The 23552-nt window shown below is 68.1% G+C and carries 21 protein-coding genes, 1 rRNA gene and 5 pseudogenes; 15 read left to right on the top strand and 12 right to left on the bottom strand.

Annotated elements, in window-relative coordinates; translation table 11 throughout:
- The first annotated feature begins 8 nt into the window (after positions 1–8).
- From OG844_RS08130 to OG844_RS08120, 3 genes are all read left to right on the top strand, one after another.
- On the top strand, positions 9–128 hold the full coding sequence (locus OG844_RS08130; RefSeq protein ID WP_329212505.1) for an SGM_5486 family transporter-associated protein: 120 nt from the start codon (positions 9–11) through the stop codon (positions 126–128).
- Positions 129–274: 146 nt separating this feature from the next.
- The gene (locus OG844_RS08125) at positions 275–481 is read left to right on the top strand and encodes a hypothetical protein (RefSeq protein ID WP_406389155.1); all 207 of its coding nucleotides are present in this window, start codon (positions 275–277) and stop codon (positions 479–481) included.
- Positions 482–588: 107 nt separating this feature from the next.
- Positions 589–1107 carry a SixA phosphatase family protein gene (locus tag OG844_RS08120; RefSeq protein ID WP_384611318.1) on the top strand — a complete coding sequence of 173 codons (519 nt, stop codon included), beginning with the start codon at positions 589–591 and terminating at the stop codon, positions 1105–1107.
- 67 nt (positions 1108–1174) lie between these two features.
- On the opposite strand, the gene serB is transcribed toward OG844_RS08120, so the two are convergent.
- Positions 1175–2422: a phosphoserine phosphatase SerB gene (gene serB, locus OG844_RS08115; RefSeq protein WP_406389153.1), complete on the bottom strand. Its 1248-nt coding sequence runs from the start codon at positions 2420–2422 to the stop codon at positions 1175–1177.
- Positions 2423–2701: 279 nt separating this feature from the next.
- On the opposite strand from serB, the gene OG844_RS08110 reads away from it, so the two are divergent.
- Positions 2702–5275: an FHA domain-containing protein gene (locus OG844_RS08110; protein WP_406389152.1), complete on the top strand. Its 2574-nt coding sequence runs from the start codon at positions 2702–2704 to the stop codon at positions 5273–5275.
- Between the two features lie 138 nt (positions 5276–5413).
- Here OG844_RS08110 and OG844_RS08105 read toward each other — a convergent pair whose 3' ends face one another.
- From OG844_RS08105 to OG844_RS08095, 3 genes are all read right to left on the bottom strand, one after another.
- Positions 5414–6166, bottom strand: a complete 753-nt coding sequence (locus OG844_RS08105; RefSeq protein WP_406389150.1) for a transglycosylase SLT domain-containing protein — start codon at positions 6164–6166, stop codon at positions 5414–5416.
- Between the two features lie 303 nt (positions 6167–6469).
- Complete coding sequence (locus OG844_RS08100; protein WP_406389149.1) at positions 6470–7525, bottom strand: S-adenosylmethionine:tRNA ribosyltransferase-isomerase; 1056 nt, start codon at positions 7523–7525, stop codon at positions 6470–6472.
- The gene (locus tag OG844_RS08095) at positions 7522–8226 is read right to left on the bottom strand and encodes an SDR family NAD(P)-dependent oxidoreductase (RefSeq protein WP_406389147.1); all 705 of its coding nucleotides are present in this window, start codon (positions 8224–8226) and stop codon (positions 7522–7524) included. Before OG844_RS08095 ends, OG844_RS08100 begins: the two co-directional genes overlap by 4 nt.
- A 381-nt stretch (positions 8227–8607) precedes the next feature.
- Between OG844_RS08095 and OG844_RS08090 the strand changes: the two genes are divergently transcribed.
- From OG844_RS08090 to OG844_RS08080, 3 genes are all read left to right on the top strand, one after another.
- Positions 8608–9753: a GAF domain-containing sensor histidine kinase gene (locus OG844_RS08090; RefSeq protein WP_406389145.1), complete on the top strand. Its 1146-nt coding sequence runs from the start codon at positions 8608–8610 to the stop codon at positions 9751–9753.
- Positions 9746–10390, top strand: coding sequence for a response regulator transcription factor (locus OG844_RS08085; RefSeq protein WP_329212524.1), 645 nt, complete (start codon positions 9746–9748; stop codon positions 10388–10390). The genes OG844_RS08090 and OG844_RS08085 overlap by 8 nt, the downstream gene beginning before the upstream one ends.
- A gap of 161 nt (positions 10391–10551) precedes the next feature.
- On the top strand, positions 10552–10803 hold the full coding sequence (locus tag OG844_RS08080; protein ID WP_406396047.1) for a chaplin family protein: 252 nt from the start codon (positions 10552–10554) through the stop codon (positions 10801–10803).
- Positions 10804–10948: 145 nt separating this feature from the next.
- Here OG844_RS08080 and OG844_RS08075 read toward each other — a convergent pair.
- Positions 10949–11727: pseudogene (locus OG844_RS08075) on the bottom strand (hypothetical protein).
- A 122-nt stretch (positions 11728–11849) separates the two neighbouring features.
- On the opposite strand from OG844_RS08075, the gene OG844_RS08070 reads away from it, so the two are divergent.
- The 4 genes from OG844_RS08070 (at position 11850) to OG844_RS08055 (ending at position 15053) form a co-directional block, all read left to right on the top strand.
- Positions 11850–12647, top strand: coding sequence for an ABC transporter ATP-binding protein (locus tag OG844_RS08070; protein WP_406389143.1), 798 nt, complete (start codon positions 11850–11852; stop codon positions 12645–12647).
- 67 nt (positions 12648–12714) lie between these two features.
- Entirely contained in the window at positions 12715–13143 is a 429-nt protein-coding gene (locus OG844_RS08065; RefSeq protein ID WP_406389142.1) for an NfeD family protein, read from the top strand.
- 128 nt (positions 13144–13271) lie between these two features.
- On the top strand, positions 13272–14201 hold the full coding sequence (locus tag OG844_RS08060) for an SPFH domain-containing protein (RefSeq protein WP_329212534.1): 930 nt from the start codon (positions 13272–13274) through the stop codon (positions 14199–14201).
- A gap of 84 nt (positions 14202–14285) precedes the next feature.
- Positions 14286–15053, top strand: a complete 768-nt coding sequence (locus OG844_RS08055) for a sulfite exporter TauE/SafE family protein (RefSeq protein WP_351177476.1) — start codon at positions 14286–14288, stop codon at positions 15051–15053.
- Positions 15054–15104: 51 nt separating this feature from the next.
- Here OG844_RS08055 and OG844_RS08050 read toward each other — a convergent pair whose 3' ends face one another.
- From OG844_RS08050 to OG844_RS08040, 3 genes are all read right to left on the bottom strand, one after another.
- Positions 15105–15611, bottom strand: coding sequence for an HNH endonuclease (locus OG844_RS08050; protein ID WP_329212538.1), 507 nt, complete (start codon positions 15609–15611; stop codon positions 15105–15107).
- A gap of 141 nt (positions 15612–15752) precedes the next feature.
- Positions 15753–16286, bottom strand: coding sequence for a YbhB/YbcL family Raf kinase inhibitor-like protein (locus OG844_RS08045; RefSeq protein WP_406389140.1), 534 nt, complete (start codon positions 16284–16286; stop codon positions 15753–15755).
- Positions 16287–16339: 53 nt separating this feature from the next.
- The gene (locus OG844_RS08040; RefSeq protein ID WP_406389138.1) at positions 16340–17122 is read right to left on the bottom strand and encodes a sporulation protein; all 783 of its coding nucleotides are present in this window, start codon (positions 17120–17122) and stop codon (positions 16340–16342) included.
- Positions 17123–17208: 86 nt separating this feature from the next.
- Here OG844_RS08040 and OG844_RS08035 point away from each other — a divergent pair.
- A pseudogene (locus tag OG844_RS08035) lies at positions 17209–17466 on the top strand (DNA-3-methyladenine glycosylase); the annotation flags it as partial.
- Between the two features lie 14 nt (positions 17467–17480).
- Positions 17481–18092, top strand: coding sequence for a DNA-3-methyladenine glycosylase (locus tag OG844_RS08030; protein WP_406389136.1), 612 nt, complete (start codon positions 17481–17483; stop codon positions 18090–18092).
- Positions 18093–18451: 359 nt separating this feature from the next.
- Here OG844_RS08030 and OG844_RS08025 read toward each other — a convergent pair.
- The 4 genes and pseudogenes from OG844_RS08025 to OG844_RS08010 form a co-directional block, all read right to left on the bottom strand.
- Positions 18452–18977, bottom strand: a pseudogene (locus tag OG844_RS08025) (DUF6879 family protein).
- A gap of 286 nt (positions 18978–19263) precedes the next feature.
- Entirely contained in the window at positions 19264–19560 is a 297-nt protein-coding gene (locus OG844_RS08020) for a hypothetical protein (RefSeq protein ID WP_406389135.1), read from the bottom strand.
- A gap of 189 nt (positions 19561–19749) precedes the next feature.
- Positions 19750–20454, bottom strand: a complete 705-nt coding sequence (locus OG844_RS08015; protein WP_406389134.1) for a recombinase family protein — start codon at positions 20452–20454, stop codon at positions 19750–19752.
- A gap of 59 nt (positions 20455–20513) precedes the next feature.
- Positions 20514–20714 (bottom strand): annotated as a pseudogene (locus OG844_RS08010) (recombinase family protein); the annotation flags it as partial.
- Positions 20715–20783: 69 nt separating this feature from the next.
- Between OG844_RS08010 and OG844_RS08005 the strand changes: the two are divergent.
- Together OG844_RS08005 and OG844_RS08000 are read left to right on the top strand one after the other, a co-directional pair.
- Positions 20784–21163: pseudogene (locus OG844_RS08005) on the top strand (DNA-3-methyladenine glycosylase); the annotation flags it as partial.
- 676 nt (positions 21164–21839) lie between these two features.
- Positions 21840–23365: ribosomal RNA gene (locus OG844_RS08000) — 16S ribosomal RNA — on the top strand.
- The last annotated feature ends 187 nt before the right edge of the window (positions 23366–23552 follow it).

The following is a 23552-nucleotide window of genomic DNA, read 5'->3' as shown; positions in this document are numbered from 1 at the left end:
CTGGACCCATGCCGGTGCTCGATCCGAATCCTCAGAACGGCCAGAAGAAGTTTCTCCTCGTCCTCGGGGCGATGCTTCTCATCGGGGTCGTCATCAGTGTCATCGCCACGATCGCCTCACCCTCCTGAGCAGGTCGCGTGAGCGAGGGTGGTGCTAGCCCCCCATCCCCTAGGGGGCCAGGTTCAGGGTCGAGTGGGTGGGTCGCCGGATGGGACCGCCTCACCGCGATCCGTAGGTTCTAGGTATTCAGTGCCGAGGACCCACGGAGGCGGACATGTCGGCCCGTATGCACCCCCGGACCCACCGCCCGGCCCCGGACGGCGTGGAGATCCGGCTGCCGTGGTGGGCCGTCGCGCTGCCCGCCGTCGCCTTCGCCGCCCTCCTCCTGCTGATCGTGGGACCGGGCCAGGCGCACGCCGCCACCGGGGATCCCGCGATCGGACGGCTGCTCGGGCGCATCCTGGAGCTGCTCTCCGGCTGACGGCTCCCGGACAGACACGCACAGGTCACCCGGCGTCATTCACCCTCAACGGGGTAGCACGTCAACACCCTGCGCCCGGACACGCATTTCGTGCGAAGCTGAGGTGTATGAGCGCCGATACACCTCGCAGGATCGTCCTTCTCAGGCACGCAAAAGCGGAATGGTCGCAAGCGGCCGACCATGAGCGGCCCCTGGCCGAGCGGGGACGGAAAGACGCCCCCGTCGCCGGCCGCAAGCTCGCCGATTCCGGCACCGTCTTCGATCTGGCTCTGTGTTCGACCGCCACCAGGACGCGCGAGACCTGGAAGCTCGCGGTCCACGAATTCCCGCAGCGCCCCAGGACCGTGTACGAGGAGAGGCTGTACGAGGCCTCCCTCGGAGAACTGATTGCCCTGTTCAACGAGACCCCGGACGACGTGCGGAACCTGCTGGTCATCGGCCACAACCCCGGCATGCACGGTGCCGCGGACGCGCTGTCCGGCCAGGCGGAGGGGGAGACACTCGCCCGGATGACCAGGGACGGCTTCCCGACGGCCGCCTATGCCGTCGTCGAGTTCTCCGGATCCTGGAAGGGCCTGGAGCAGGGTGTGGGCAAGCTCGTCGAGTACTGGACGCCGAACGACTGAGCAGGATGCACGGGGCCCCGGCACATCACAGTGCCGGGGCCCCTTCGTACGTACGCGTCCGGAGGGATCAGTCGACGAGACCGTCGGCTGCCTCCACCTCCTCGCGGGTGATACCGAGCAGATACAGAACCGTGTCCAGGAACGGGACGTTCACCGCTGTGTGCGCCGCCTCGCGCACGACCGGCTTGGCGTTGAACGCGACGCCGAGACCGGCCGTGTTGAGCATGTCCAGATCGTTCGCGCCGTCCCCGATCGCGACCGTCTGTGCCAGCGGCACCCCCGCCTGCTCGGCGAAGCTGCGCAGCAGCCGGGCCTTGCCCGCACGGTCCACGATGTCGCCCACGACCCGGCCCGTGAGTTTCCCGTCGACGACCTCCAGCGTGTTGGCGGAGGCGAAGTCGAGCCCGAGGCGTTCCTTGAGGTCGTCCGTGACCTGAGTGAATCCGCCCGAGACCACGCCGACTTGGTAACCGAGCCGCTTCAGCGTACGGATGAGGGTGCGGGCACCCGGTGTCAGCCGGACCTCGGTCCGCACCTTGTCCACCACCGACTCGTCGAGCCCTGCCAGCAGCGCCACACGTGCGTGCAGCGACTGCTCGAAGTCGAGCTCGCCCCGCATCGCCTGCTCGGTCACCTCGGCGACCTTGTCCTCGCAGCCCGCATGGGCAGCGAAGAGCTCGATGACCTCGTCCTGGATGAGTGTCGAGTCCACATCCATGACGACGAGCCGCTGCGCCCGGCGGCTGAGCCCGGCCGACACGACGGCGATGTCGACGCCGATTCCGGCGGCCTCGGTCGCCAGCGCGGTCCGCAGCTCCTCCGTCCCGGTGCCGGACACCGCGAACTCCACTGCGGTGACCGGGTACTTCGCCAGCCGGAAGATCCGGTCGATGTTGCCACCGGTCGACGTGATCCGAGCAGCTATGGCCGCCGTCGACTCCGCGGTCAGCGGGTGTCCCAGCACGGTCACATGGGAACGGCCGTCGCCACGGGGCCGGTTGTCACCCGTACCGGAGATGATCTCGGCCTGCAGTTTCAGCGACTCCGCCCAGCTGTGGACGGTCGCCCGGAGGTCGCCCTCGGTCGTACCGCCCGAGACCGGCGAGGTGACCAGCGCGCACAGGACGATGCGGCCGCGGGTGACCACCTGCTCGATGTCCACGACGTCGACGGAGTACGCGGCCAGGGTGTCGAAGAGCCCGGCGGTGATGCCGGGACGGTCCTTCCCGAAGATCTTGACGAGAAGAGTGGGTTCGTCTGTGCCCCGAAGGGGCTCAGGGGGCTCAGGAGACCGGGGAGACTGAGGTGCGCTCATGGTGGTTCCACCGTATAGGTCCGGCGCACGGCCCCCGAAGCCCGTCCCGAGTGGCGGACAGCACCCCCGACCCGGGTGGCCGCACCGACGTGTCTGCGCCGGACGCCCCGGTTGCCATGCTCCGGTCCGATATCTCCCGAGTCGGCCCGGGTGCCGCACAGGCCTCCGCGCTGTCTACACCCGCCCGGCTTTCCGTTCGGTGACTGCTCCTGGAATAGTTCCCCACGATGTTCAGCATCCCTAGACTCCCTGCAACGGGGGTAACTCGGGGGACAACTAGTGGGGCGCGGAGTGCCGGAACTCGTACTGGAATTGAATGGAAGGACCTGGACGCTCGATCCGTCCAGGTCGTACACCCTCGGACGCGATCCGCAGGGCGACCTGATGATCGACGACGCCAGGGTCTCCTGGCGGCATGCCACGATCAGCTGGGGTGGTCGCAGCTGGGTCATCGAGGACCACGGCAGCACCAACGGCACCTATGTGCAGGGCCATCGGATCCAGAAGATGGAGATCGGCCCCGGCTCGTCGGTGCACCTGGGCAACGCGACGGACGGGCCGCGGCTGAGCCTGACCGGCGCTGCCGCGGCTGCCGGTGTCCACAGCGGCCAGGCCGCGGCGGCGCAACAGGCGCCCGCACCCGTGCAGCCCCAGCAGCCCCCGCAGGGTGTCGCCGGCTGGCACGACCCCGCACAGCAACAGCAGCAGGCAGGCTGGCAGCAGGCGCAGCAGGCGCAGCAGGCGCAGCAGGCGCAGCAGCCGCAGGTCCCGCATCAGCAGGGTCCCGCGGCACCTGGACCGGGAGGGCCCGGCGGTGTCGCGGGGGCCCCGCCGGTGTACGGCGACCGGAGCCCGACCACGTTCCACCAGCTGGACCTCGGCCGGGTCATGCGCATCGGCCGTGCGCTGGAGAACGAGCTGGTCGTCTCCGACCTCCAGGTCTCGCGCCTCCACGCCGAATTCCGTGCGACGCCCGACGGCCGCTTCGAGATCCGCGACCTCGGATCCCACAACGGCACGTACGTCAACGGCCAGCCGCTCAGCAAGTCCGGCTCCGCGCTCATCGGCCCGAACGACATCGTCGGCGTCGGTCACTCGACCTTCCGGCTGGTCGGGGACCGGCTGGAAGAGTTCGTCGACACCGGTGAGGTCTCCTTCTCCGCCCGCCACCTCACGGTGACGGTCGACGGAGGGAAGGACATCCTCAAGGACGTCTCGTTCGGCGTTCCGGAGAAGTCCCTGATCGCCGTCATCGGCCCGTCCGGATCCGGTAAGTCCACCCTGCTCAAGGCGCTCACCGGCTACCGGCCCGCCAACAGGGGCGACGTCCTCTACGACAACCGGAACCTGTACAAGCAGTTCGCCGAGCTGCGGCAGCGCATCGGACTGGTCCCGCAGGACGACATCCTGCACAAGGAGCTCACGGTCACCCGGGCTCTGCGGTACGCGGCCAAGCTGCGCTTCCCCGCGGACACCACCGAGGCCGAGCGCACCGCCCGGATCCACGAGGTCCTCGCCGAGCTCAAGCTCGACATCCACAAGGACAAGAAGATCACCTCGCTCTCCGGCGGCCAGCGCAAGCGCGTCTCGGTCGCCCTGGAGCTGCTGACCAAGCCGTCGCTGATCTTCCTCGACGAGCCGACCTCGGGCCTCGACCCGGGCATGGACCGCGACGTCATGCAGCTGCTGCGCGGGCTCGCCGACGACGGCCGTACGGTCCTCGTCGTCACGCACTCCGTGGCCGAGCTGGCGATCTGCGACAAGCTCCTGGTGATGGCCCCCGGCGGATCCGTTGCCTACTTCGGTCCGCCCGAGGAGGCGCTGAACTTCTTCGGCTACAGCACCTGGGCCGACGTCTTCTCCGCGTTCGAGAACTACCGCGACTACGACTGGGCGGGCCGCTGGCGCGGTTCGCAGCACTACCAGATGTACGCGGCGGACATCGACGCCGTCGCCGCGCAGCCCGTACACATGCCGCCGCCGCAGTCGATCCGGCCCCCCAAGCCCTCCGGCTGGGTGGCCCAGCTGTGGACGCTGATGCGCCGCTACATCTCGGTGATCGCGTCCGACAAGGGCTTCCTGCTCCTGATGGTGCTCCTGCCGGCGGTGCTCGGCGTGGTGAGCGTGGTCATCCCCGCGGAGTTCGGCCTGGCGGAGCCCGAGCCGCCCTCCCGGTTCAACGGCAAGGCCGGGACGATCATGCTGATCCTCGCGGTCGGCATGTGCTTCGCCGCCGCGGCCAACTCCGTACGGGAGTTGATCAAGGAACGGGTGATCTACGAGCGGGAGCGGGCCACCGGTCTGTCCCGTTCCGCCTATCTGCTGTCCAAGGTGATCGTCCTCGGCGTGATCACCGCCTTCCAGGGCGTGATCATCTGCGGGATCGGCTTCTCCACCCGGAAGCTTCCGGACGAGGGCCTGTTCATGCCGCCCGCCGTGGAGATCTGCGTGTCGATCATCGTGCTCGGCTTCACGTCGATGATGTTCGGCCTGATGATCTCCGCGCTGGTGAAGACCGCCGAGAAGACCATGCCGCTGCTCGTCATGTTCGCCATCGTCCAGGTCGTCTTCACCGGAGTGCTCTTCCAGGTCTACGGTTCCCCGGGCCTGGAGCAGTTCGCCTGGCTGATGCCGTCGCGCTGGGCCGTGGCCGCGGCCGGTACCACGCTGGACCTGGCCCATCTCATGCCGCCGTGGGACCCCGAGAACCCGACCGACCTGGACCCGCTCTGGGAGCACGCGGCCGGCCAGTGGGGGATCAACATCGCGGTGATGCTCTTCATGAGCGTCATCCTCTTCTTCGCGGTCTCGCGGATGCTGCGGCGCCACGAGCCCGAGGTGATGCGCAAGTAACGCGTCCGGCCCGACCGGGCCCGGAAACGCCCGAGGGCGGCAACCCCGTGGGGTGCCGCCCTTCGGCATGTGCCGGCCGGTCACGCGACGCTGCGGACCGGCTGGCCCTCAAATGCCAGGCCTGACTCGGTGCGTGGCTCAGTACGCGCTGTCGACGTTGTCGATCGAGCCGTACTTGTCCGCGGCGTAGTTGGCCGCAGCGGTGATGTTGGCGACCGGGTCGTACTGGTCGTGCTTGGTGCCGGGCACGTGGTAGAAGTCGAACGTCGGCTTGATGACCTGCAGCAGGCCCTTCGACGGGACGCCGTTGATGGCGTTGATGTCCCAGTCGTTGATGGCGCGCGGGTTACCGCTGGACTCGCGGATGATGTTGCGGTGCAGACCCTCGTACGTGCCGGGGATGTTCTTCTTGTCCATGATCGCGAGAGCCTCGCGAATCCAGCCGTCCAGGTTGTTGGCGTAGACCGGCTTGCGGTCGGCGGCACGGCTGGCCTTCTTGGCGGCACGCTTCTTCGCGTCGGCCTTGGCCTCGGCGGCAGCCTTCTTCTTGGCTGCGGCGTCCTTCTTGGCCTCGGCGACGGCCTTGGCCTTCGCCTCGTTCTTCGCGGCTGCCTTCTTCTCGGCGGCCTTGGCGGAGTCGGCGGCCTTCACCAGCTGAGCGGCGGTGGAGTGCTGCTCGAGGATGCTGGACTGGACGCTCTGGGTCTGCGCGGCACCGGCGAAGGCGACCGGCGCACCGGATATGGCCTGCGGCTCGGTCGACGCCGCGGCGTTGTCCGGGACGAGGGAGAAAGCGAGAGCGGCGGCGGCCAGGGTGGAGACCCCCGCGACGGAGAGCTTCTGCGCCTTGTTCAGGCGACGGCTACGGCTGGAGATGCGGGACACGGACATACAGTCGTACCTCTTCGAATTGCAGGGGGTCCTCGGCGAGGACGCAGACGGAAGCGGCGGTGCGCATCTCCGTCGGGGACGAGTGCAATTCTTAGCGACCGCAAAACGGCCTGGCAAAGGTGTGACGTACGAAGCTGAGTAGTGGACCCCGGGGGTGTTCATACCCCCTTGTCCGGTTTGGGGCCCGGAATATTGCCCGTTTTGCTCCAACTATTCATCTTCGTAAGTGACGTGGGCCCTATGCCTGGGCTCACATGGGGACCCCTCCGCGCTCACGAAACGTTGCTCATGTAATGCGGAGTGTTAGCTTCCGGAACCCGGTAGGAGGAGATGGACGTCCCCGAACTCGTGCCAGAGGTACCGGTGGCGCAGGGCCTGGGCGTAACCGCGCTGCAGCACGGCCCGCCCGGCTGTCGCCTCCAGCATCAGCAGGTGCGAGGCCTCCGGCTCGTGCAGCCCGGTCAGCAGCCCGTCCACCACCCGCACGCCCCGCTGCGGCGTCACCACCAGGTCCGTCCAGCCCGAGGCGGCCCGCACCACTCCGTCCGCCCCCGCCGCCGATTCCAGGGCCCGCACCGCCGTCGTCCCCACGGCCACGACCCTGCCGCCACCCGTCCGTGCCGCGTTGACCAGCCACGCCGTCGTACGAGGCACCGCGAAGCGCTCCGGATACGGCGGCTCGTGCGCCTCGGCCGACGCCACCCCCGTATGAAGGGAGAGCGGGGCGAACTGCACCCCGCGGCTCACCAGCGCCGCCACCAGCCCCGGGGTGAACGGCCTCGCCGCACTCGGCATCTCCGCCGACCCCGCCCCGTCGGGCGAGGGCACGGCGAACACCGTCTGATACGCGGACAGCGGCTGGTCCCGCTCCGTGTACGCGTACCGGATCGGCCGCCCGTACCGGCCCAGCAGCCCGGGTACGTCCCGCGGCACCCGCGCCCTCCACAGCCTGGCGCCCGCCGGGGGACCCAGCGGCTCGTCCAGCACCAGCACGTTCCCGCCCGGCAGCCGCACGGCGGCTCCCGCCCGGCCGCCGGGGCGCGGCCGCGTGGTCCCGTTCCCGTCCGGGCGGCGCAGCTCCACCGCCCACCTGCCGTCCTCGCCGCGGGTCGAGAAGTGCACGACGACGCGCTCACCGCCGACGCGCCCGTTCACGGCGGCCGCCAGCGTCGTCGACGTGTTCACCACGAGTACGTCCCCGGCCCGCAGCTCCCGGGGCAGGTCCCGGAAGGCCCGGTGCGAAACCGCCGTACCCCGCGACACCAGCAGCCGCATGTCGTCCCGCCCCGCACCCCGCTGCTCGGCCGGGACCCGGGCGGACAGCTCCTCGGGCACCCGCAGGGCATCCAGCGCCGTCATCGCCGCTCCCCGTCCTTCTCCTCCAGCAGGGCGGCGGCCGCATACCGCCCGCCGGCCGGCCGCCGCTCCAGCAGCCGGACGAACGCGGGCGCCACGCTCTCCGGACCCGGCCGCGGCCCCGCGTCCCCGGGTACCGCCGCCGTAGAGAGGTCCGTCCGCATGTCGCCCGGATCCACGGCCCACACCCGCAGACCCGGTTCCTCCTCGCCCAGCACCGCGGCCAGCTGGTCGAGCGCGGCCTTGGACGCCCCGTACCCGCCCCACGTCGGATACGGCTCGGCCGCCGCGTCCGAGCTCACCGTCACCACCGCTCCGGCCGCCGATGCCCTCAGCAGCGGCAGCGCCTCCTGCGCCAAGCCGAGCGCCGCCACCACATTCGTCTCCAGTGCCTCCCGCAGCCCGGCCAGGGGCAGCGACTCCAGCGGTACGAGCGGTTCGGCACCCAGGGCGCTCGCATTGCTCACCAGCACGTCCAGCTCCCCGGCGGCGGCCACCAGGGCCTTGCGGTGCGCCCCGTCCGTGACATCCCCGGCGACGGCCACCACCCGTGTCCCGTACAGGCGGCTCAGCTCCCGCGCCGTCTCCCGCAGCACCCCGGCCGTCCGGGCGTCCAGGACGAGATCCCAGCCCAACTGCGCCAGCGCCGCCGCCAGCGCACGCCCCAGCCCCTTCGACGCACCCGTGATCATCGCGATCGGCACGGCAACCGTCCCCTCGAACCTCGTGAATCTCCGACCCCACCAACGTAGGAACCCGGCTCCCGCCGCCGCCTCGTCCATCGGCCGCACCCCGACAAGGCACTTCGACCTAGGTCCTCGCGTCTGGATCAGGCCGGGCTCGCGGGGGCCGGCACGCACATCTGCCGCGTTGTCGTCAGTCGCCTACTTCCCCGAGCTCTCGGCTTCGCTCGAGCAGGGGAGACCCCATCGCGTGGGCTCCCTCCTCCGCCTTGCAGCCGCACGCACCAGCCCCCGCTCCCCGATCCGGCCTGATCCAGAAGCGAGGACCTAGTCCCCGAGCCCCACCCGACGGCCGTCCACAGCCCGATACGGCGGCCGAGGGACCGCCGGTACGGTGAGGACATGAGCCATCGCCCACCGTCGGGCCTCGCCGCGGTGAGTGCCGCGCTGCTCGCCATGAGCCGGCACCTCGAAATGCGGGACGTCCTCAAGACGATCGTCGCCTCCGCGCGCGAACTGCTCGACGCCGAGTACGCGGCCCTGGGCGTCCCCGACGACCACGGGGGCTTCGCCCAGTTCGTCGTGGACGGGGTCAGCGACGAGCAGTGGAAGGCCATCGGGCCGCTGCCCAGGCAGCACGGCATCCTCGCCGCGATGCTCCACGAGGCGAAGCCCGAGCGGCTCGCCGACGTCCGCAAGGACCCCCGCTTCGAAGGCTGGCCCGTCGCCCACCCGGACATGTCCGACTTCCTGGGCCTGCCCATCCAGGACGGCGACGAGATCATCGGCGCACTCTTCCTCGCCAACAAGCGCTGCCCCAAGCCCGAGGGCAGCTGCGGCTTCACGGAGGAGGACGAGGAACTCCTCGCGATCCTCGCCCAGCACGCGGCGATCGCGCTCGTCAACGCCAGACTGTACGAACGCAGCCGCGAGCTCACGATCGCCGAGGAGCGCTCGCGGCTCGCGCATGAGCTGCACGACGCGGTCAGCCAGAAGCTCTTCTCGCTCCGGCTGACCGCCCAGGCCGCCGCCGCGCTCGTCGACCGCGACCCCGCCCGCGCCAAGGGCGAGCTCCAGCAGGTCGCGGCCCTGGCCGCGGAAGCCGTGGACGAGCTGCGCGCGGCCGTCGTGGAGCTGCGCCCGGCCGCCCTGGACGAGGACGGTCTCGTCGCCACGCTGCGTACCCAGATCCAGGTACTGGACCGCGCGCACAGTGCCCGGGTCACCTTCGAGAGCGCCGGAGTCCGGGCGATGCCCTCCGTGCAGGAGGAGGCCCTGCTCCGGGTCGCCCAGGAGGCCCTGCACAACGCCCTCCGCCACTCCGGCGCCGAACAGGTCGCCGTCACGCTCAGTCGGCACACCTCCGCCACGGTGCTGCGGATCACCGACGACGGCCGCGGCTTCGACGCCCATGCCGTCCGGCACGCGGGCCGCCATCTGGGCCTCGTCTCGATGCGCCACCGGGCGGGCAGCGTCGGGGGAAGGCTCACCGTTGCATCGGAGCCCGGCAAGGGCACCACGATCGAGATGGAGGTCCCCTGTGCCTGACAAGATCATCAGGGTGCTGCTGGTCGACGACCACCAGGTCGTCCGCCGGGGGCTGCGCACGTTCCTCGAGATCCAGGACGACATAGAGGTCGTCGGGGAAGCCTCCGACGGAGCCGAGGGAGTCGCCAGGACCGAGGAGCTCCGGCCCGATGTCGTCCTGATGGACATCAAGATGCCCGGTACGGACGGGATCGAGGCCCTGCGCAAACTCAGGGAGCTGGGGAACCCCGCGAAGGTACTGATCGTCACCAGCTTCACCGAACAGCGCACGGTCGTTCCCGCCCTGCGCGCGGGCGCGTCCGGCTACGTGTACAAGGACGTCGACCCGGACGCGCTGGCCGGCGCCATCCGCTCGGTCCACGCTGGGCACGTCCTGCTCCAGCCGGAGGTCGCAGGCGCGCTCCTGGCCCAGGAGGACGCCGGTAGCGGTACGGGCCGGGGGAGCACCCTGACCGAACGGGAACGGGAAGTGCTCGGGCTGATCGCCGACGGCCGCTCCAACCGGGAGATCGCCCGGGCGCTGGTCCTGTCGGAGAAGACCGTCAAGACGCACGTGTCGAACATCCTGATGAAGCTCGATCTGTCGGACAGGACGCAGGCCGCACTCTGGGCGGTCCGGCACGGGGCGGCAGGCTGACGGGCCCGAGGTCCGAGGGAGGGGAGCGGATGGTTCCACTCCAGTCCGAGATTCATACTGTCGGGTGTATGTCACTCGAACAGCGCAACCTGTGCGGCGTCGAGGCGTTCTCCATGGCGTGCTGCGGCGGTCGGTCGCAGCGACGCGAGGAGGATCCTGAAGTGAAGAACCTGAAGAAGGCCGCTGCCGTCACCATGATCGCCGGTGGACTCATCGCCGCCGGTGCCGGGGCTGCCTCCGCCACGGGCCACAACGGCGCCGGTGCTCACGGCGCGGCCGTGGGCTCCCCGGGCGTCGCCTCGGGCAACCTCGTCCAGGTCCCCGTGCACGTCCCCGTGAACGTGGTCGGCAACACGGTCAACGTGATCGGCCTGCTCAACCCGGCCTTCGGCAACTTCGGCCTGAACGGCTGACCCGCGCTGCCGCACCCAACCGCCGGACGGGCCGATCGAGCCCGTCCGGCGGTTCGCGTGCGGGGCCGCCAGGGTCTTCCGTACGGATCAGGGCCCGCGAGCCCGGCACGATCCGAACGAGGGGGCCATGATCCGACGAGGGGACCTAGCGCCCCCGCTCCTCCACATACGCGTTGTACGCCGCGACCTGCGCCCGCCGGGCAACCCGTTCCACCGGCCGCAGCGCCTCGCCCCGAGCCGCGATCTCCGAGGAGCTCACCGCGCCGCCGTGCCCGTTCTCATGGGCCACCGAGATCAGCAGCCCCACCCGCTGGGCCAGTTCGAGCACCCGTACCGCCCGCGCCGGATACCCCGGAGCCAGCACCTCACGGCCCCGCTCCGCCCGTGCCCGGTACGCATCCACCGCGGCCTCGGCAACCGGCCCGGAACCTGCCACATCCAGCCGGGACAGCACCGCCGTCGCATCCCGCAGGGCCTCCGCCAGCTCCCGCTCCGCCTCGCTCAGCGACGGCACATCCGCCGGCGGCGCCTCCCGCACCGGCAGGCAGCGCCACACCACCTCGACGTGCACGTCCCCGGCCGGCCCTGCCTCGCTCACCTCCGGGACGAGTCCGTACGGCGCTCCGGACGTGACCACCGCCTCCTCGGCGTCCAGTGCCCGCGCGTTGAAGTCCGGCGGCCCGCTGAGCCCCAGCGGATGCCCGGGCACCGGCAGCGCGACCCGGAAACCGGTCGCGCCGAGCCCCTCAGCCGGCCGAGCGCCAGCGTGAGCCCGACCGGCCCCGCCTCACCCGGCAGGCCCTCGACGCGGTGCACCGCGTCCTCCCCGACAATCGCGAGCGCAGCGTCGTCCGGTGACACAAGTCCGGCCAAAAGTGCGTTTCCCCATGCGGTCAGCCGCCCTGAGCGTGGTTCCGAAAGCATGGGGACAGCCTAGGCAACCGCCCTAAGGGCTGGAGCACTCTTCGGGTGGCGTAGGTTTTCCCTGGGAGCTGTGCCCACAGGCACGCGACGATCTCGAGACTGCATGGGGAGACAACGCGCTCATGAGCGATGTACTGGAGCTGGTGGACGTATCCGTGGTCCGCGACGGACGCGCTCTGGTGGACGACGTCTCCTGGTCGGTCAAGGAGGGGGAGCGCTGGGTCATCCTCGGACCGAACGGCGCCGGCAAGACCACGCTGCTCAACATTGCGTCCAGCTACCTCTTCCCGAGCACCGGCAAGGCCAGGATCCTCGGTGAGGAGCTCGGCGGCGTCGGCACCGACGTCTTCGAGCTCCGGCCCCGCATCGGGATCGCCGGTATCGCCATGGCCGAGAAGCTCCCCAAGCGCCAGACCGTGCTGCAGACGGTGCTCACCGCCGCGTACGGCATGACCGCGACCTGGCACGAGAACTACGAGGCCGTCGACGAGGAGCGCGCCCGCGCCTTCCTCGACCGGCTGGGCATGACCGACTACCTCGACCGCAAGTTCGGCACCCTTTCCGAGGGTGAGCGCAAGCGGACCCTGATCGCCCGCGCCATGATGACCGACCCCGAGCTGCTCCTGCTCGACGAGCCCGCCGCAGGCCTCGACCTCGGCGGCCGCGAGGACCTGGTCCGCCGCCTGGGCCGGCTCGCCCGTGACCAGTACGCCCCCTCCATGATCATGGTCACCCACCACGTCGAGGAGATCGCGCCCGGCTTCACCCACGTCCTGATGATCCGTCAGGGAAAGGTGCTCGCCGCAGGCCCGATGGAGACGGAGCTCAGCTCCCGCAACCTCTCCCTCTGCTTCGGCCTGCCGCTCGTCGTCGAGCACACCGGCGACCGCTACACCGCCAAGGGGCTTCCGCTCTCCTGAGGATCCGCACAACAGCCGTCCCCCGGCGCCCTGTCCGCGAGGGCACCTGCGGTCCTACGATGAACACGTGGAAATCGACGCGTGGGTATGGTGGTTGATCGGCGCCGTGGGACTGGGTATCCCCCTCGTCCTGACCGCGATGCCCGAGTTCGGAATGTTCGCCGTGGGAGCCGTGGCCGCGGCGGTCGTCGCCGCACTCGGCGGTGGCATCGTCGCCCAAGTACTGGTCTTCGTCCTGGTGTCCGTGGCGCTGGTCGCGGTCGTACGCCCGATCGCCGCCAGGCACCGCGCCGGCCAGACCCACCACGCCTCCGGCATCGACGCGCTGAAAGGCCGTCAAGCCGTCGTGCTGGAACGGGTGGACGGCAGCGGCGGCCGCATCAAGCTGGCCGGTGAGGTCTGGTCCGCGCGCACGCTCGACAGCGATCAGAGCTTCGAACCCGGACAACAGGTCGATGTCGTCGAGATCGACGGTGCAACGGCCGTCGTCATGTGAGCGAACCGGTCACGCGGCAGCCCGCAGTCTGCCAAACTCGAAGTCGATCATCATGAGAATGCAACCGTCATGAGCACTCGACCTCGATCATCGCGATCCGTCGGCAACCGAAGGGCACGAGGCACACGATGCAACCGATCATCATCGTCCTGATCATTCTGGTGGTGCTCGTCTTCATCGCCCTGATCAAGACGATCCAGGTCATCCCACAGGCCAGTGCCGCCATCGTGGAGCGCTTCGGCCGCTACACCCGCACCCTCAACGCCGGGCTGAACATCGTCGTCCCGTTCATCGACTCGATCCGCAACCGGATCGACCTCCGCGAACAGGTCGTTCCCTTCCCGCCCCAGCCGGTGATCACCCAGGACAACCTGGTGGTCAACATCGACACCGTCATCTACTACCAGGTGACCGACGCCCGGGCCGCGACCTACGAGGTCGCCAGCTACATCCAGGCGATCGAGCAGCTCACCGTCACCACCCTCCGCAACATCATCGGCGGCATGGACCTCGAACGGACCCTGACCTCCCGCGAGGAGATCAACGCGGCCCTGCGCGGAGTCCTCGACGAAGCCACCGGCAAGTGGGGCATCCGCGTCAACCGCGTCGAGCTCAAGGCCATCGAACCGCCCACCTCCATCCAGGACTCGATGGAGAAGCAGATGCGCGCCGACCGCGACAAGCGCGCCGCGATCCTGACCGCGGAAGGCATCAGGCAGTCCGCCATCCTCACCGCCGAGGGCGAGAAGCAGTCCGCGATCCTGCGCGCCGAAGGTGAGGCCAAGGCATCCGCCCTGCGCGCCGAAGGCGAGTCCCAGGCCATTCGTACGGTCTTCGAGGCCATCCACGCCGGAGACCCCGACCAGAAGCTGCTCTCCTACCAGTACCTCCAGATGCTTCCGAAGATCGCCGAGGGTGACGCCAACAAGCTCTGGATCGTGCCCAGCGAGATCGGCGACGCGCTCAAGGGCCTCAGCGGTGCCTTCGGCAACCTCGGCAGCGGCGCCCCCGGCTTCAGCACGGGACCCGAGCGCCGCGAGCAGCCCCCGGTCGACTGACCGCGAATGACCTTCGTGCATGATCAGTGAGGCCCCTCGACCTTGATGGCGGGGAGGCGTCACTGACCATCGAAGGGGATGGCCTTGTCCATCTGGGAAATTCTCGCGGTCTTCGCGGCCGGAGTCGGCGCGGGCACGATCAACACGATCGTCGGCTCAGGCACGTTGATCACCTTCCCCGTCCTGCTCGCCACCGGACTGCCGCCGGTCACCGCCACCGTCTCCAACGCCCTCGGCCTGATCCCCGGCTCGATCAGCGGCGCCATCGGGTACCGGGCCGAACTCGCAGGCCAGCGCCGCCGCATCATCAAGCTGAGCATCGGCGCACTCATCGGCGGCCTCACCGGCGCCACACTCCTGCTGGCCCTGCCCTCCACGGCGTTCGAGACGATCGTCCCCGTCCTGGTGGCACTCGCCCTCGTACTGGTCATTCTGCAGCCCCGCATCAGCAAGGCCGTCCAGCGCCGCCGCGCACACAGTGGGGCTCCGGCCCACCCCGACGGCGGGCCGCTCCTGTTCACGGGACTGACACTCGCCAGCGTCTACGGCGGCTACTTCACGGCGGCCCAGGGAATCATCTACCTCTCCCTGATGGGCATGCTGCTCGACGACACGATGCAGCGCCTCAACGCCGTCAAGAACGTACTCGCCGCCGTCGTCAACAGCGTCGCGGCACTCTTCTTCCTCTTCGTCGCGGACTTCGACTGGACGGCCGTCGTCCTCATCGCCGTGGGGTCGGCGATCGGCGGCCAGATAGGCGCCAAGGTCGGCCGCAAGCTCAGCCCGGGCTTCCTGCGCGCCCTCATCGTCGTCGTCGGCACCGCGGCCATCGTCCAGCTGCTGCTCCGCTGACGGAGAAGCCCGCCTCCCGGGGGAGACGGGCTTCTCCGTGAACCTCGCGGGCTACGCGGCGGACCGCGCCAGCCACTCCGGCAGCACCGACCGGTCACCGGCCCCGAGCGCGAGCAGCATCGCGTCCGCGGGCGAGGGCACGAACGGCTTACGGAGCAGCGGCATGTCCGCCTGCTCCGGCGTCCGCGCCGCCTTGCGGTGGTTGTCCTCGGCGCACGAGGCCACGGTGTTCAGCCAGGTGTCCTGACCCCCCTGTGCACGCGGCACCACGTGGTCGACGGTGCTGGCCCGCCGTCCGCAGTACGCGCACCGGTGCTGGTCCCGTATGAGTACACCCCTTCTGGACCACGGGGCGTGTCTTCGGAACGGCACCCGTACGTACCGGCAGAGCCTGATCACCACGGGCACCGGGATGTCGACGGCCGCACCACGCATACGGAGTCCCGGGTGCGACTGCTCGACGACAGCCTTGTCCTGCAGGATCAGAACCACCGCGCGGTTGAGTGTCACCGTCGACAGCGGCTCGAAGCTCGCGTTGAGCACCAGTGTGTCCCGCATCCTGCCCACCTCCCGTGTGCCGGCCGCCTCCTGGCTGGCCCGGATCAACTCTGGCCGGGCGAGCCGTGATGGACAACGCAATAAAAATTGCCCTGCCCTGATCTCTCCAAGACCAGGGCAGGGCAAACAGGAGGCGAACCCTCAGCTTTCGGGAGACGCGTACTCACCGATCAGCTGGGCCCGTCCCAGGGTGTGGAACCGCAGATTGAATCCCACCGCGGCAGGCGAGGCGTCGCTGTCCGGCCCGAGCTTCTCGGTGTCCACCGCGTACACGGTGAAGACATAGCGGTGGTTCTCCCCCGCCGGTGGCGCGGCACCTCCGAAGTCCTTCGACCCGTAGTCGTTACGGGCCTGAACGGCGCCCGCGGGCAGCCCCTCGAACGTGCCGCTCCCCGCGCCGGCCGGGAGTTCCGTGACCGAAGCCGGGATGTCGAAGACCACCCAGTGCCAGAACCCGCTGCCCGTCGGGGCGTCCGGGTCGAAACACGTCACGGCGAAGCTCTTCGTATCCGTGGGGAAGCCCTCCCACCGCAACTGCGGCGAAGTGTTACCCGCCGCGAACACCTGCGCGTCCGCCAGCACGGCTCCCGGCGCGAGGTCCTTGCTCACCACGGTGAACGGGGGTACCTCGGGATGGAAGTCGTGCGGCAACGGCGCCCTCTTCGGCTCGGTCACGTCAGAACCTCTCCTGGTCGGCTGTGAAGTCTCCCCACCGACCCTAGAGCCCGTCAGAGCCAGTTGCGCTGTCCGCCGACCTGGGCGAGCCACTGGTTGAGGTACGCGGCCCAGTCCGTGCCCTGGAAGTCGTTGTGGCCGACCTTGAACGCGCGGTAGGAGTCGCTGCCTTCGCTGAAGAGACCCGGCTTCTTGTCCATTTCCAGCACGACGTCCATCTCGCGGTCGTCGGCGACGAACGTCAGCTCGACCTGGTTGAGCCCGCGGTACTGCTGCGGCGGGACGAACTCGATCTCCTGGTAGAAGGGCAGACGCTGGCGCGTGCCACGGATGTGGCCGCGCTCCATGTCCGCGCTGCGGAACCCGAAGCCGAGCTGCGCGAAGGCGTCCAGGATGGCCTGCTGCGCAGGCAGGGGGTGCACGTTGATCGGGTCCAGGTCACCCGAGTCCACGGCACGGGCGATCTCCAGCTCCGTGGTCACTCCGATGTTCATGCCGTGCAGGTGCTGCCCGGCGAACGTCGTGATCGGGGTCTCCCACGGAATCTCGAGCCCGAACGGCACGACGTGGACGGCGCCCGCCTTGACCTCGAAGGCACCGCCGAGACGCAGCTTGGTGAACTCGATGTCCTGCTTGGTCTCCTGGTCCGCGCCCTCGATCTCGACCCGGGCCTGCAGACCGACCGAAAGTCCCTCGATCTGCTGGTCGACGGAACCGCCCTGGATCCGCACCTCGCCCTGAACGACCCCACCGGGGACGACGTTGAGTTCGGTCAGCTCGGTTTCCACCGAAGCACCGCCGGCACCCATGCTCGCGAGCAACCGCTTGAAGCCCATGATTTTCCTCCTTGGTCCTGACCCCTACATACGCGTCACGACCGTAGCCGGTTCCCGGAGCCGCGAGCCCAGTACCCTCGGACGCCATGAACGAGGGCATGGACCGTACGCCGCTGACGCGGGACTTCTTCGACCGGCCGGTCCTGGACGTGGCCCCCGACCTCCTGGGCCGCGTGCTCGTCCGCGCCGGTGAGGACGGCCCCATCGAGCTGCGGCTGACCGAGGTGGAGGCGTACGCAGGCGAGATCGATCCCGGCTCCCACGCCTTCCGCGGTTCCACACCACGCAACAGCGTGATGTTCGGCCCGCCCGGTCATTCGTACGTCTACTTCACGTACGGGATGTCAAGGCGGTCAGCATGAACATCGACTTCCTCGCCCATCCTGCCGAAGAGGTCGCCCCCAAGCTGCTCGGGACCGTCCTCACCTGCAAGACCCCCGAGGGAACCGTGAGCATCGCCATCACGGAGACCGAGGCGTATTCCGGTATGACTGATCCAGCTTCCCACGCCTACGGGGGCCGGACTGCCCGCAATGCCACCATGTTCGGGCCCGCAGGACACCTCTACGTCTACCGGTCCCACGGTCTCCACTGGTGCGCCAACGTGGTCACCGGTACGGATGGCATCGCCTCGGGTGTCCTCATCCGGGCAGGCAGGGTCATCGAGGGTGAAGACCTGGCACGCAAGCGGCGAGGGGCGAAGGTCGAGAGTCCACGTCTCGCTCGCGGTCCGGGGAACGTCGGCCAGGCACTCGGCATCACGGCAGAGCACAACGGCGCAGACCTCCTAACGGGTCCCTCGGTCACGCTGTCCGAGGGGGAGCCGGTGCCTGCCGCGCTCATCCGGGTTGGTCCTCGGGTAGGCGTGAGCAAGGCCCACGACTGGCAACACCGGTTCTACCTTGCCGACGATCCAACGGTCTCGGCGTACCGACTGAGCCCGAGAGCCAAACCGACCACAGGAGCCTGACTCGCTGTGCGCCTTGCTGACGGCCCGCCGGTGAGTCGGTGCGGAGAGTTGGGTCAGTCGGTGCGTGATCGTCCGCGAGCGCGCCCTGTGGCGCATCCCTGGCCGGTCGAGTGCCTGCTGGCGGGGGCCCGCCGGGTCTGATGTCGTACTCCGCTTCTGTCCTCCTGCGATGACGTCTTACGAAGGAACGCATCCCACCGTTCTCGTCCGGGTCGGCAACCTCCAGGCCAGATCGACGAGCAGCTCGCACCAGCTGTCCAGGCGATCTGGGAGAGAGCGTCAGTGCCATCGCCAAGGCCCTCGGAATCTCCCGAGCCACAGTTCAGTACCAGACTCGCCAAGCTGCTCAGCTTCGAACGTCACTCCGTCACGCGCTCCGCGTACTCCAGGAAGGGAACCGACTCGGCAACGGCGATGCGCTGCCGCTCGATGAACGGCGCAGGGTCGCCCTCGTACAGCTCCCGGCTGATCTGCGTGCCGTCGCCCTCGTAGTGCATCAGGACGACCGTCGAGCGGTCGAACATCCAGAAGTCCCCGGACTTCCGGCAACGGGTTCTCTCGCTCGGTCACGTCAAGGATGCGGATGTCCTCCCCGGCGACCCCGTGTGGGGCGTAGTACCGGGAGAACTCGAAGCGCAGGTACTCGGAGAGCGGTCGAGTCAGGACGTGTACTCGCCCCTTGCTCTTACCCTCGCCGCGCAACCGCTTCAGGTCTTCCGTGTACGCGGAGGAGTAGGCGTGCGGGTCGACGCGCTTGCCTGCCCGGAAGGCTTCGAGCTCTTCCGCCCCCTGCGGCACGAGGTACTGGGGCAGGGTTTCCAGTCGCCACGCCTCCGACTGGAAGCCTCGGAGCGTCGCCCGCCACTCCTCACCATCCAAGAGCACGAACGGCCTCCCGAAGAACGCTCTCGGGGACCTCCACGAGTCCTTCCCTTTGCGGGGGAGCGAAGGCCTTGACTTGGCGGCCCGGTCAGGCCGCCTGAGACGACCGTAAAGGGGCCGCTTGCGGCCGTCCATGCACGGACGTGACTCATGCACGTTGTTGCATGAACTGGGAAGCGAAAGGCGCGCTTCCTCGACGGGCATGGCGAAGGGCCCTGCCCGACACTCGTCAGACAGGGCCAGTGCTCACCGAGCGCCGACGGCCGACTCGGCTCTCCGCGGTCGGATCTCAAGGGTTCCGGAACGTGATCCGGCAGTGCTCGCCCTTGAAGGATCGGACCCCGCGACCGCGCGGCATCGACTCGACGCGCTCGCAGACCCGCATGACGACGGTCCGCACGTAGTCGATGCGGTCGGGGTCCTCGTAGTCCAGCTCCTCCCACAGGTACTCGATGTCGCCGAGGTCGACACGCACCCGCTGCGATGCCAGGTCTGCCAGCTCGGCCCGGATCTCGGTCAGGTCGGCGTCACACCTGCCGATGCCCGTTCGCAGGGCCGACGCGTCGATGTCCCCTACGGCGAACATCTCCGCCAGGGCGGTCCGCCTCTCGGATGCGGCCGTCTCCTTGGCCAGCAGCTCGGCCTCCCGCTCCTCGTCTGCGGCATCTGTGGCCGGTGCAGCGTTCCACTCCTCGGCCCTGTCGATGACCTTCCTGACTACGAAGGAGTCCAGCGGGTCAGCCGGGCAGGTGATGCACCGGCCACCCGAACAGGTCTAGATGCGGTACCGCTCGCCTGCCGCGTTCTTCTTGCTCCACCCCTGAGTGACGATGGCCTGGCACTTCGAGCAGCGGACCACGCCGGACAGCAGGGCCTTGCGCTTGCCGCCGCCGCCCGTGTTGCGCTCCGGGTCGCTCAGGTAGCGGACCAGGGCCCGGAACATGCCCTCGGAGACGATCGCCTCCCAGTTGCCCGCGCCGGTCTCCTCGGTCCGCCGCACGCGCGTCCCGTCCCGCTTCTCGACCCACTGCGAGTACGTCTGGATTCCCGCGTTCCTCGGCTTCAAGAGGACCACCCGGAGGTTCGAGCTGCGCCACTCCTTGCCGTGCGGCGAGAGCAGGCCACGCGTGTTCCAGTCCTTCGCGATGGACCAGAGGGTGACGCCGGCCAGGACATCCCGGTACGCCTGCCGCAGGGCCTCCGCCTCCGCTTCCCGGTGCCTGCCGTCCCGCTCGAAGCCGAAGGGGCGAGTACTCCAGAAGGGCCTCCCCGACTCCCTGCGCCGCTGGTGTCCGAGCACCTGACGCTCGACTCGCATCTCGGTCTCGTTGCGAGCCACCACAGCGCCGATGCGAGCAGCGAGACGGCCGGACGGGGTGGACAGGTCGAGCACTCCCTGCGCCTGTGCCGCTGCCAGCGTGACGCCGGTCGCCTCGGCCAGGTCCACCAGGTCTTCAAGATCCCCGGGGGTGCGGTACATATGCGGTCGTAGTGGCGGGACACGATGGCGTCCGCCTTACCGTCCTCCACCAGAGCTTTGACGCGTTCCCACTCCGCGCTCCGCTTGGTTCCCCGCTTCGTCGAAGCCGACGTGTCCTTCTCAACGATCGTGACTACGACTGACCAGCCCTTCCGGTCGCACAGCGCCTGACTCAGCTCGACCTGTTGTGTCAGGTTCCCACCCTTGGATTCCTCGCCCCTCGGGGTGGGGCTGAGCCTGGCGTAGATGATCGCTCGCACTGCCCGTCTCCTGCTTGTCGTCGCTTTGCCGATGCTGCCCAACGACGTACATGCCTGACGTACCTATGGATGTGGCACTGTCTGAACCTCGCGTGTGGCCCGACGGCGAGCGGTGTCCTGCTCCGGGCCGGCGAGATCGGCGAGGGTGCCGAGACGGCCCGCAAACGTCGGTTCTCGGCCCGCAATGACAGAGAACTGGCCAAAGGGCCGGCCCGCCTGGCCATGGCCCTCGGAGTCGACCGAACGCTCAACGGCAGCGATGTCGTAGAAGGACCGTGCCGCCCCCTGTCCTTGCTGCGTGGCACCCCGCCACTTCGTGACCAGGTGCGAAGCGGCCCGCGCACCGGGGTGGGCGGTGACGGTTCCCATCAGCCGTGGCGCTTCTGGATCGACGGCGACCCCACGGTGAGCCCTTACAGGCCCATGCGCCACGCCGCCGCGCAACTTGACTCGCCCCTGCCCGTTGCCTAATGTAGTCCGAGCCGCTTGAACGGATGCAGTTGTTGTTGGCACGGTCCATCGGACCGGGTCGGAGCATCGGGAGAGGGCCAACCACTACCTTCGATTCGCCCTGACGGGTGCAATTTCGGCATGCCGAAATTGTCCCGCGGCTCGATTATGAGTCGCCACGGAAATCGGCTAGCGTAGTGAACATGCCGAAAGGCAAAGGCCAGTCCACAGGCCACCGGAATCACATTCGGACCGGAAACGGAACGGAAAAGAGTCTGGTAAAGTTGGAATCGCTGGAAAGGGAAAGCGCGAAAGCGAAGAACTGGAAAGCGCAGTAAGAATTCTCCTGCTTCGCAGGGGGCCCGCTTCGGCCGGGAATCGGACACGAAAGAGTCTGATAGAGTCGGAAACGCAAGAACGAAGGGAAGCGCCCGGAGGGCCCCGGTGAAACGGGACCGAAGGAAGCGTCCGTTCCTTGAGAACTCAACAGCGTGCCAAAAGTCAACGCCAAATTTGTTGATACCCCGGCCCACTTCGGTGGGTTGGTGGTTCCTTTGAAGTCCTACTGGCCCATGTGGCGGGTAGGCAACATCAGCGAGGACGCTGTGGATGACCAGCCCTATTCCGGTTGGTTGTCCCGCTCTTTTATGGTGCTCTCCCGATTACGGGAAAACATTCATGGAGAGTTTGATCCTGGCTCAGGACGAACGCTGGCGGCGTGCTTAACACATGCAAGTCGAACGATGAAGCCCTTCGGGGTGGATTAGTGGCGAACGGGTGAGTAACACGTGGGCAATCTGCCCTTCACTCTGGGACAAGCCCTGGAAACGGGGTCTAATACCGGATAATACTCTGTCCTGCATGGGACGGGGTTAAAAGCTCCGGCGGTGAAGGATGAGCCCGCGGCCTATCAGCTTGTTGGTGGGGTAATGGCCTACCAAGGCGACGACGGGTAGCCGGCCTGAGAGGGCGACCGGCCACACTGGGACTGAGACACGGCCCAGACTCCTACGGGAGGCAGCAGTGGGGAATATTGCACAATGGGCGAAAGCCTGATGCAGCGACGCCGCGTGAGGGATGACGGCCTTCGGGTTGTAAACCTCTTTCAGCAGGGAAGAAGCGCAAGTGACGGTACCTGCAGAAGAAGCACCGGCTAACTACGTGCCAGCAGCCGCGGTAATACGTAGGGTGCGAGCGTTGTCCGGAATTATTGGGCGTAAAGAGCTCGTAGGCGGCTTGTCACGTCGGATGTGAAAGCTCGGGGCTTAACCCCGAGTCTGCATTCGATACGGGCTAGCTAGAGTGTGGTAGGGGAGATCGGAATTCCTGGTGTAGCGGTGAAATGCGCAGATATCAGGAGGAACACCGGTGGCGAAGGCGGATCTCTGGGCCATTACTGACGCTGAGGAGCGAAAGCGTGGGGAGCGAACAGGATTAGATACCCTGGTAGTCCACGCCGTAAACGTTGGGAACTAGGTGTTGGCGACATTCCACGTCGTCGGTGCCGCAGCTAACGCATTAAGTTCCCCGCCTGGGGAGTACGGCCGCAAGGCTAAAACTCAAAGGAATTGACGGGGGCCCGCACAAGCAGCGGAGCATGTGGCTTAATTCGACGCAACGCGAAGAACCTTACCAAGGCTTGACATATACCGGAAAGCATCAGAGATGGTGCCCCCCTTGTGGTCGGTATACAGGTGGTGCATGGCTGTCGTCAGCTCGTGTCGTGAGATGTTGGGTTAAGTCCCGCAACGAGCGCAACCCTTGTTCTGTGTTGCCAGCATGCCCTTCGGGGTGATGGGGACTCACAGGAGACTGCCGGGGTCAACTCGGAGGAAGGTGGGGACGACGTCAAGTCATCATGCCCCTTATGTCTTGGGCTGCACACGTGCTACAATGGCCGGTACAATGAGCTGCGATGCCGCGAGGCGGAGCGAATCTCAAAAAGCCGGTCTCAGTTCGGATTGGGGTCTGCAACTCGACCCCATGAAGTCGGAGTTGCTAGTAATCGCAGATCAGCATTGCTGCGGTGAATACGTTCCCGGGCCTTGTACACACCGCCCGTCACGTCACGAAAGTCGGTAACACCCGAAGCCGGTGGCCCAACCCCTTGTGGGAGGGAGCTGTCGAAGGTGGGACTGGCGATTGGGACGAAGTCGTAACAAGGTAGCCGTACCGGAAGGTGCGGCTGGATCACCTCCTTTCTAAGGAGCATCTAGGTTCTCTTCGGGGAATCCAGAGACCATTTCGTCGGCAAATGTTCGACGGTGGTTGCTCATGGGTGGAACGTTGACTATTCGGCACGACAGGTTGTTTTTGCGAGTACTGCTTCGGCGTGGAAAGTGAGAGGGATCGGTCGGGTCGGGCACGCTGTTGGGTATCTGAAGGTAC

Source organism: Streptomyces sp. NBC_00887 (assembly GCF_045207585.1).
The sequence above is the reverse complement of the archived record's forward strand: the minus strand, read 5'-3'. Positions and strand labels throughout refer to the sequence as shown.

What these genes read in the sequence shown, in the direction of transcription:
- OG844_RS08040 (WP_406389138.1), bottom strand. Translation starts at nt 17,122, where the DNA reads ATGGGCTTCAAGCGGTTGCTCGCGAGCATGGGTGCCGGCGGTGCTTCG.
- OG844_RS08060 (WP_329212534.1), top strand. Translation starts at nt 13,272, where the DNA reads ATGCAACCGATCATCATCGTCCTGATCATTCTGGTGGTGCTCGTCTTC.
- OG844_RS08020 (WP_406389135.1), bottom strand. Translation starts at nt 19,560, where the DNA reads ATGTTCGCCGTAGGGGACATCGACGCGTCGGCCCTGCGAACGGGCATC.
- OG844_RS08030 (WP_406389136.1), top strand. Translation starts at nt 17,481, where the DNA reads ATGAACATCGACTTCCTCGCCCATCCTGCCGAAGAGGTCGCCCCCAAG.
- OG844_RS08125 (WP_406389155.1), top strand. Translation starts at nt 275, where the DNA reads ATGTCGGCCCGTATGCACCCCCGGACCCACCGCCCGGCCCCGGACGGC.
- OG844_RS08105 (WP_406389150.1), bottom strand. Translation starts at nt 6,166, where the DNA reads ATGTCCGTGTCCCGCATCTCCAGCCGTAGCCGTCGCCTGAACAAGGCG.
- OG844_RS08015 (WP_406389134.1), bottom strand. Translation starts at nt 20,454, where the DNA reads ATGTACCGCACCCCCGGGGATCTTGAAGACCTGGTGGACCTGGCCGAG.
- serB (WP_406389153.1), bottom strand. Translation starts at nt 2,422, where the DNA reads ATGAGCGCACCTCAGTCTCCCCGGTCTCCTGAGCCCCCTGAGCCCCTT.
- OG844_RS08090 (WP_406389145.1), top strand. Translation starts at nt 8,608, where the DNA reads ATGAGCCATCGCCCACCGTCGGGCCTCGCCGCGGTGAGTGCCGCGCTG.
- OG844_RS08120 (WP_384611318.1), top strand. Translation starts at nt 589, where the DNA reads ATGAGCGCCGATACACCTCGCAGGATCGTCCTTCTCAGGCACGCAAAA.
- OG844_RS08070 (WP_406389143.1), top strand. Translation starts at nt 11,850, where the DNA reads ATGAGCGATGTACTGGAGCTGGTGGACGTATCCGTGGTCCGCGACGGA.
- OG844_RS08050 (WP_329212538.1), bottom strand. Translation starts at nt 15,611, where the DNA reads ATGCGGGACACACTGGTGCTCAACGCGAGCTTCGAGCCGCTGTCGACG.
- OG844_RS08100 (WP_406389149.1), bottom strand. Translation starts at nt 7,525, where the DNA reads ATGACGGCGCTGGATGCCCTGCGGGTGCCCGAGGAGCTGTCCGCCCGG.
- OG844_RS08130 (WP_329212505.1), top strand. Translation starts at nt 9, where the DNA reads ATGCCGGTGCTCGATCCGAATCCTCAGAACGGCCAGAAGAAGTTTCTC.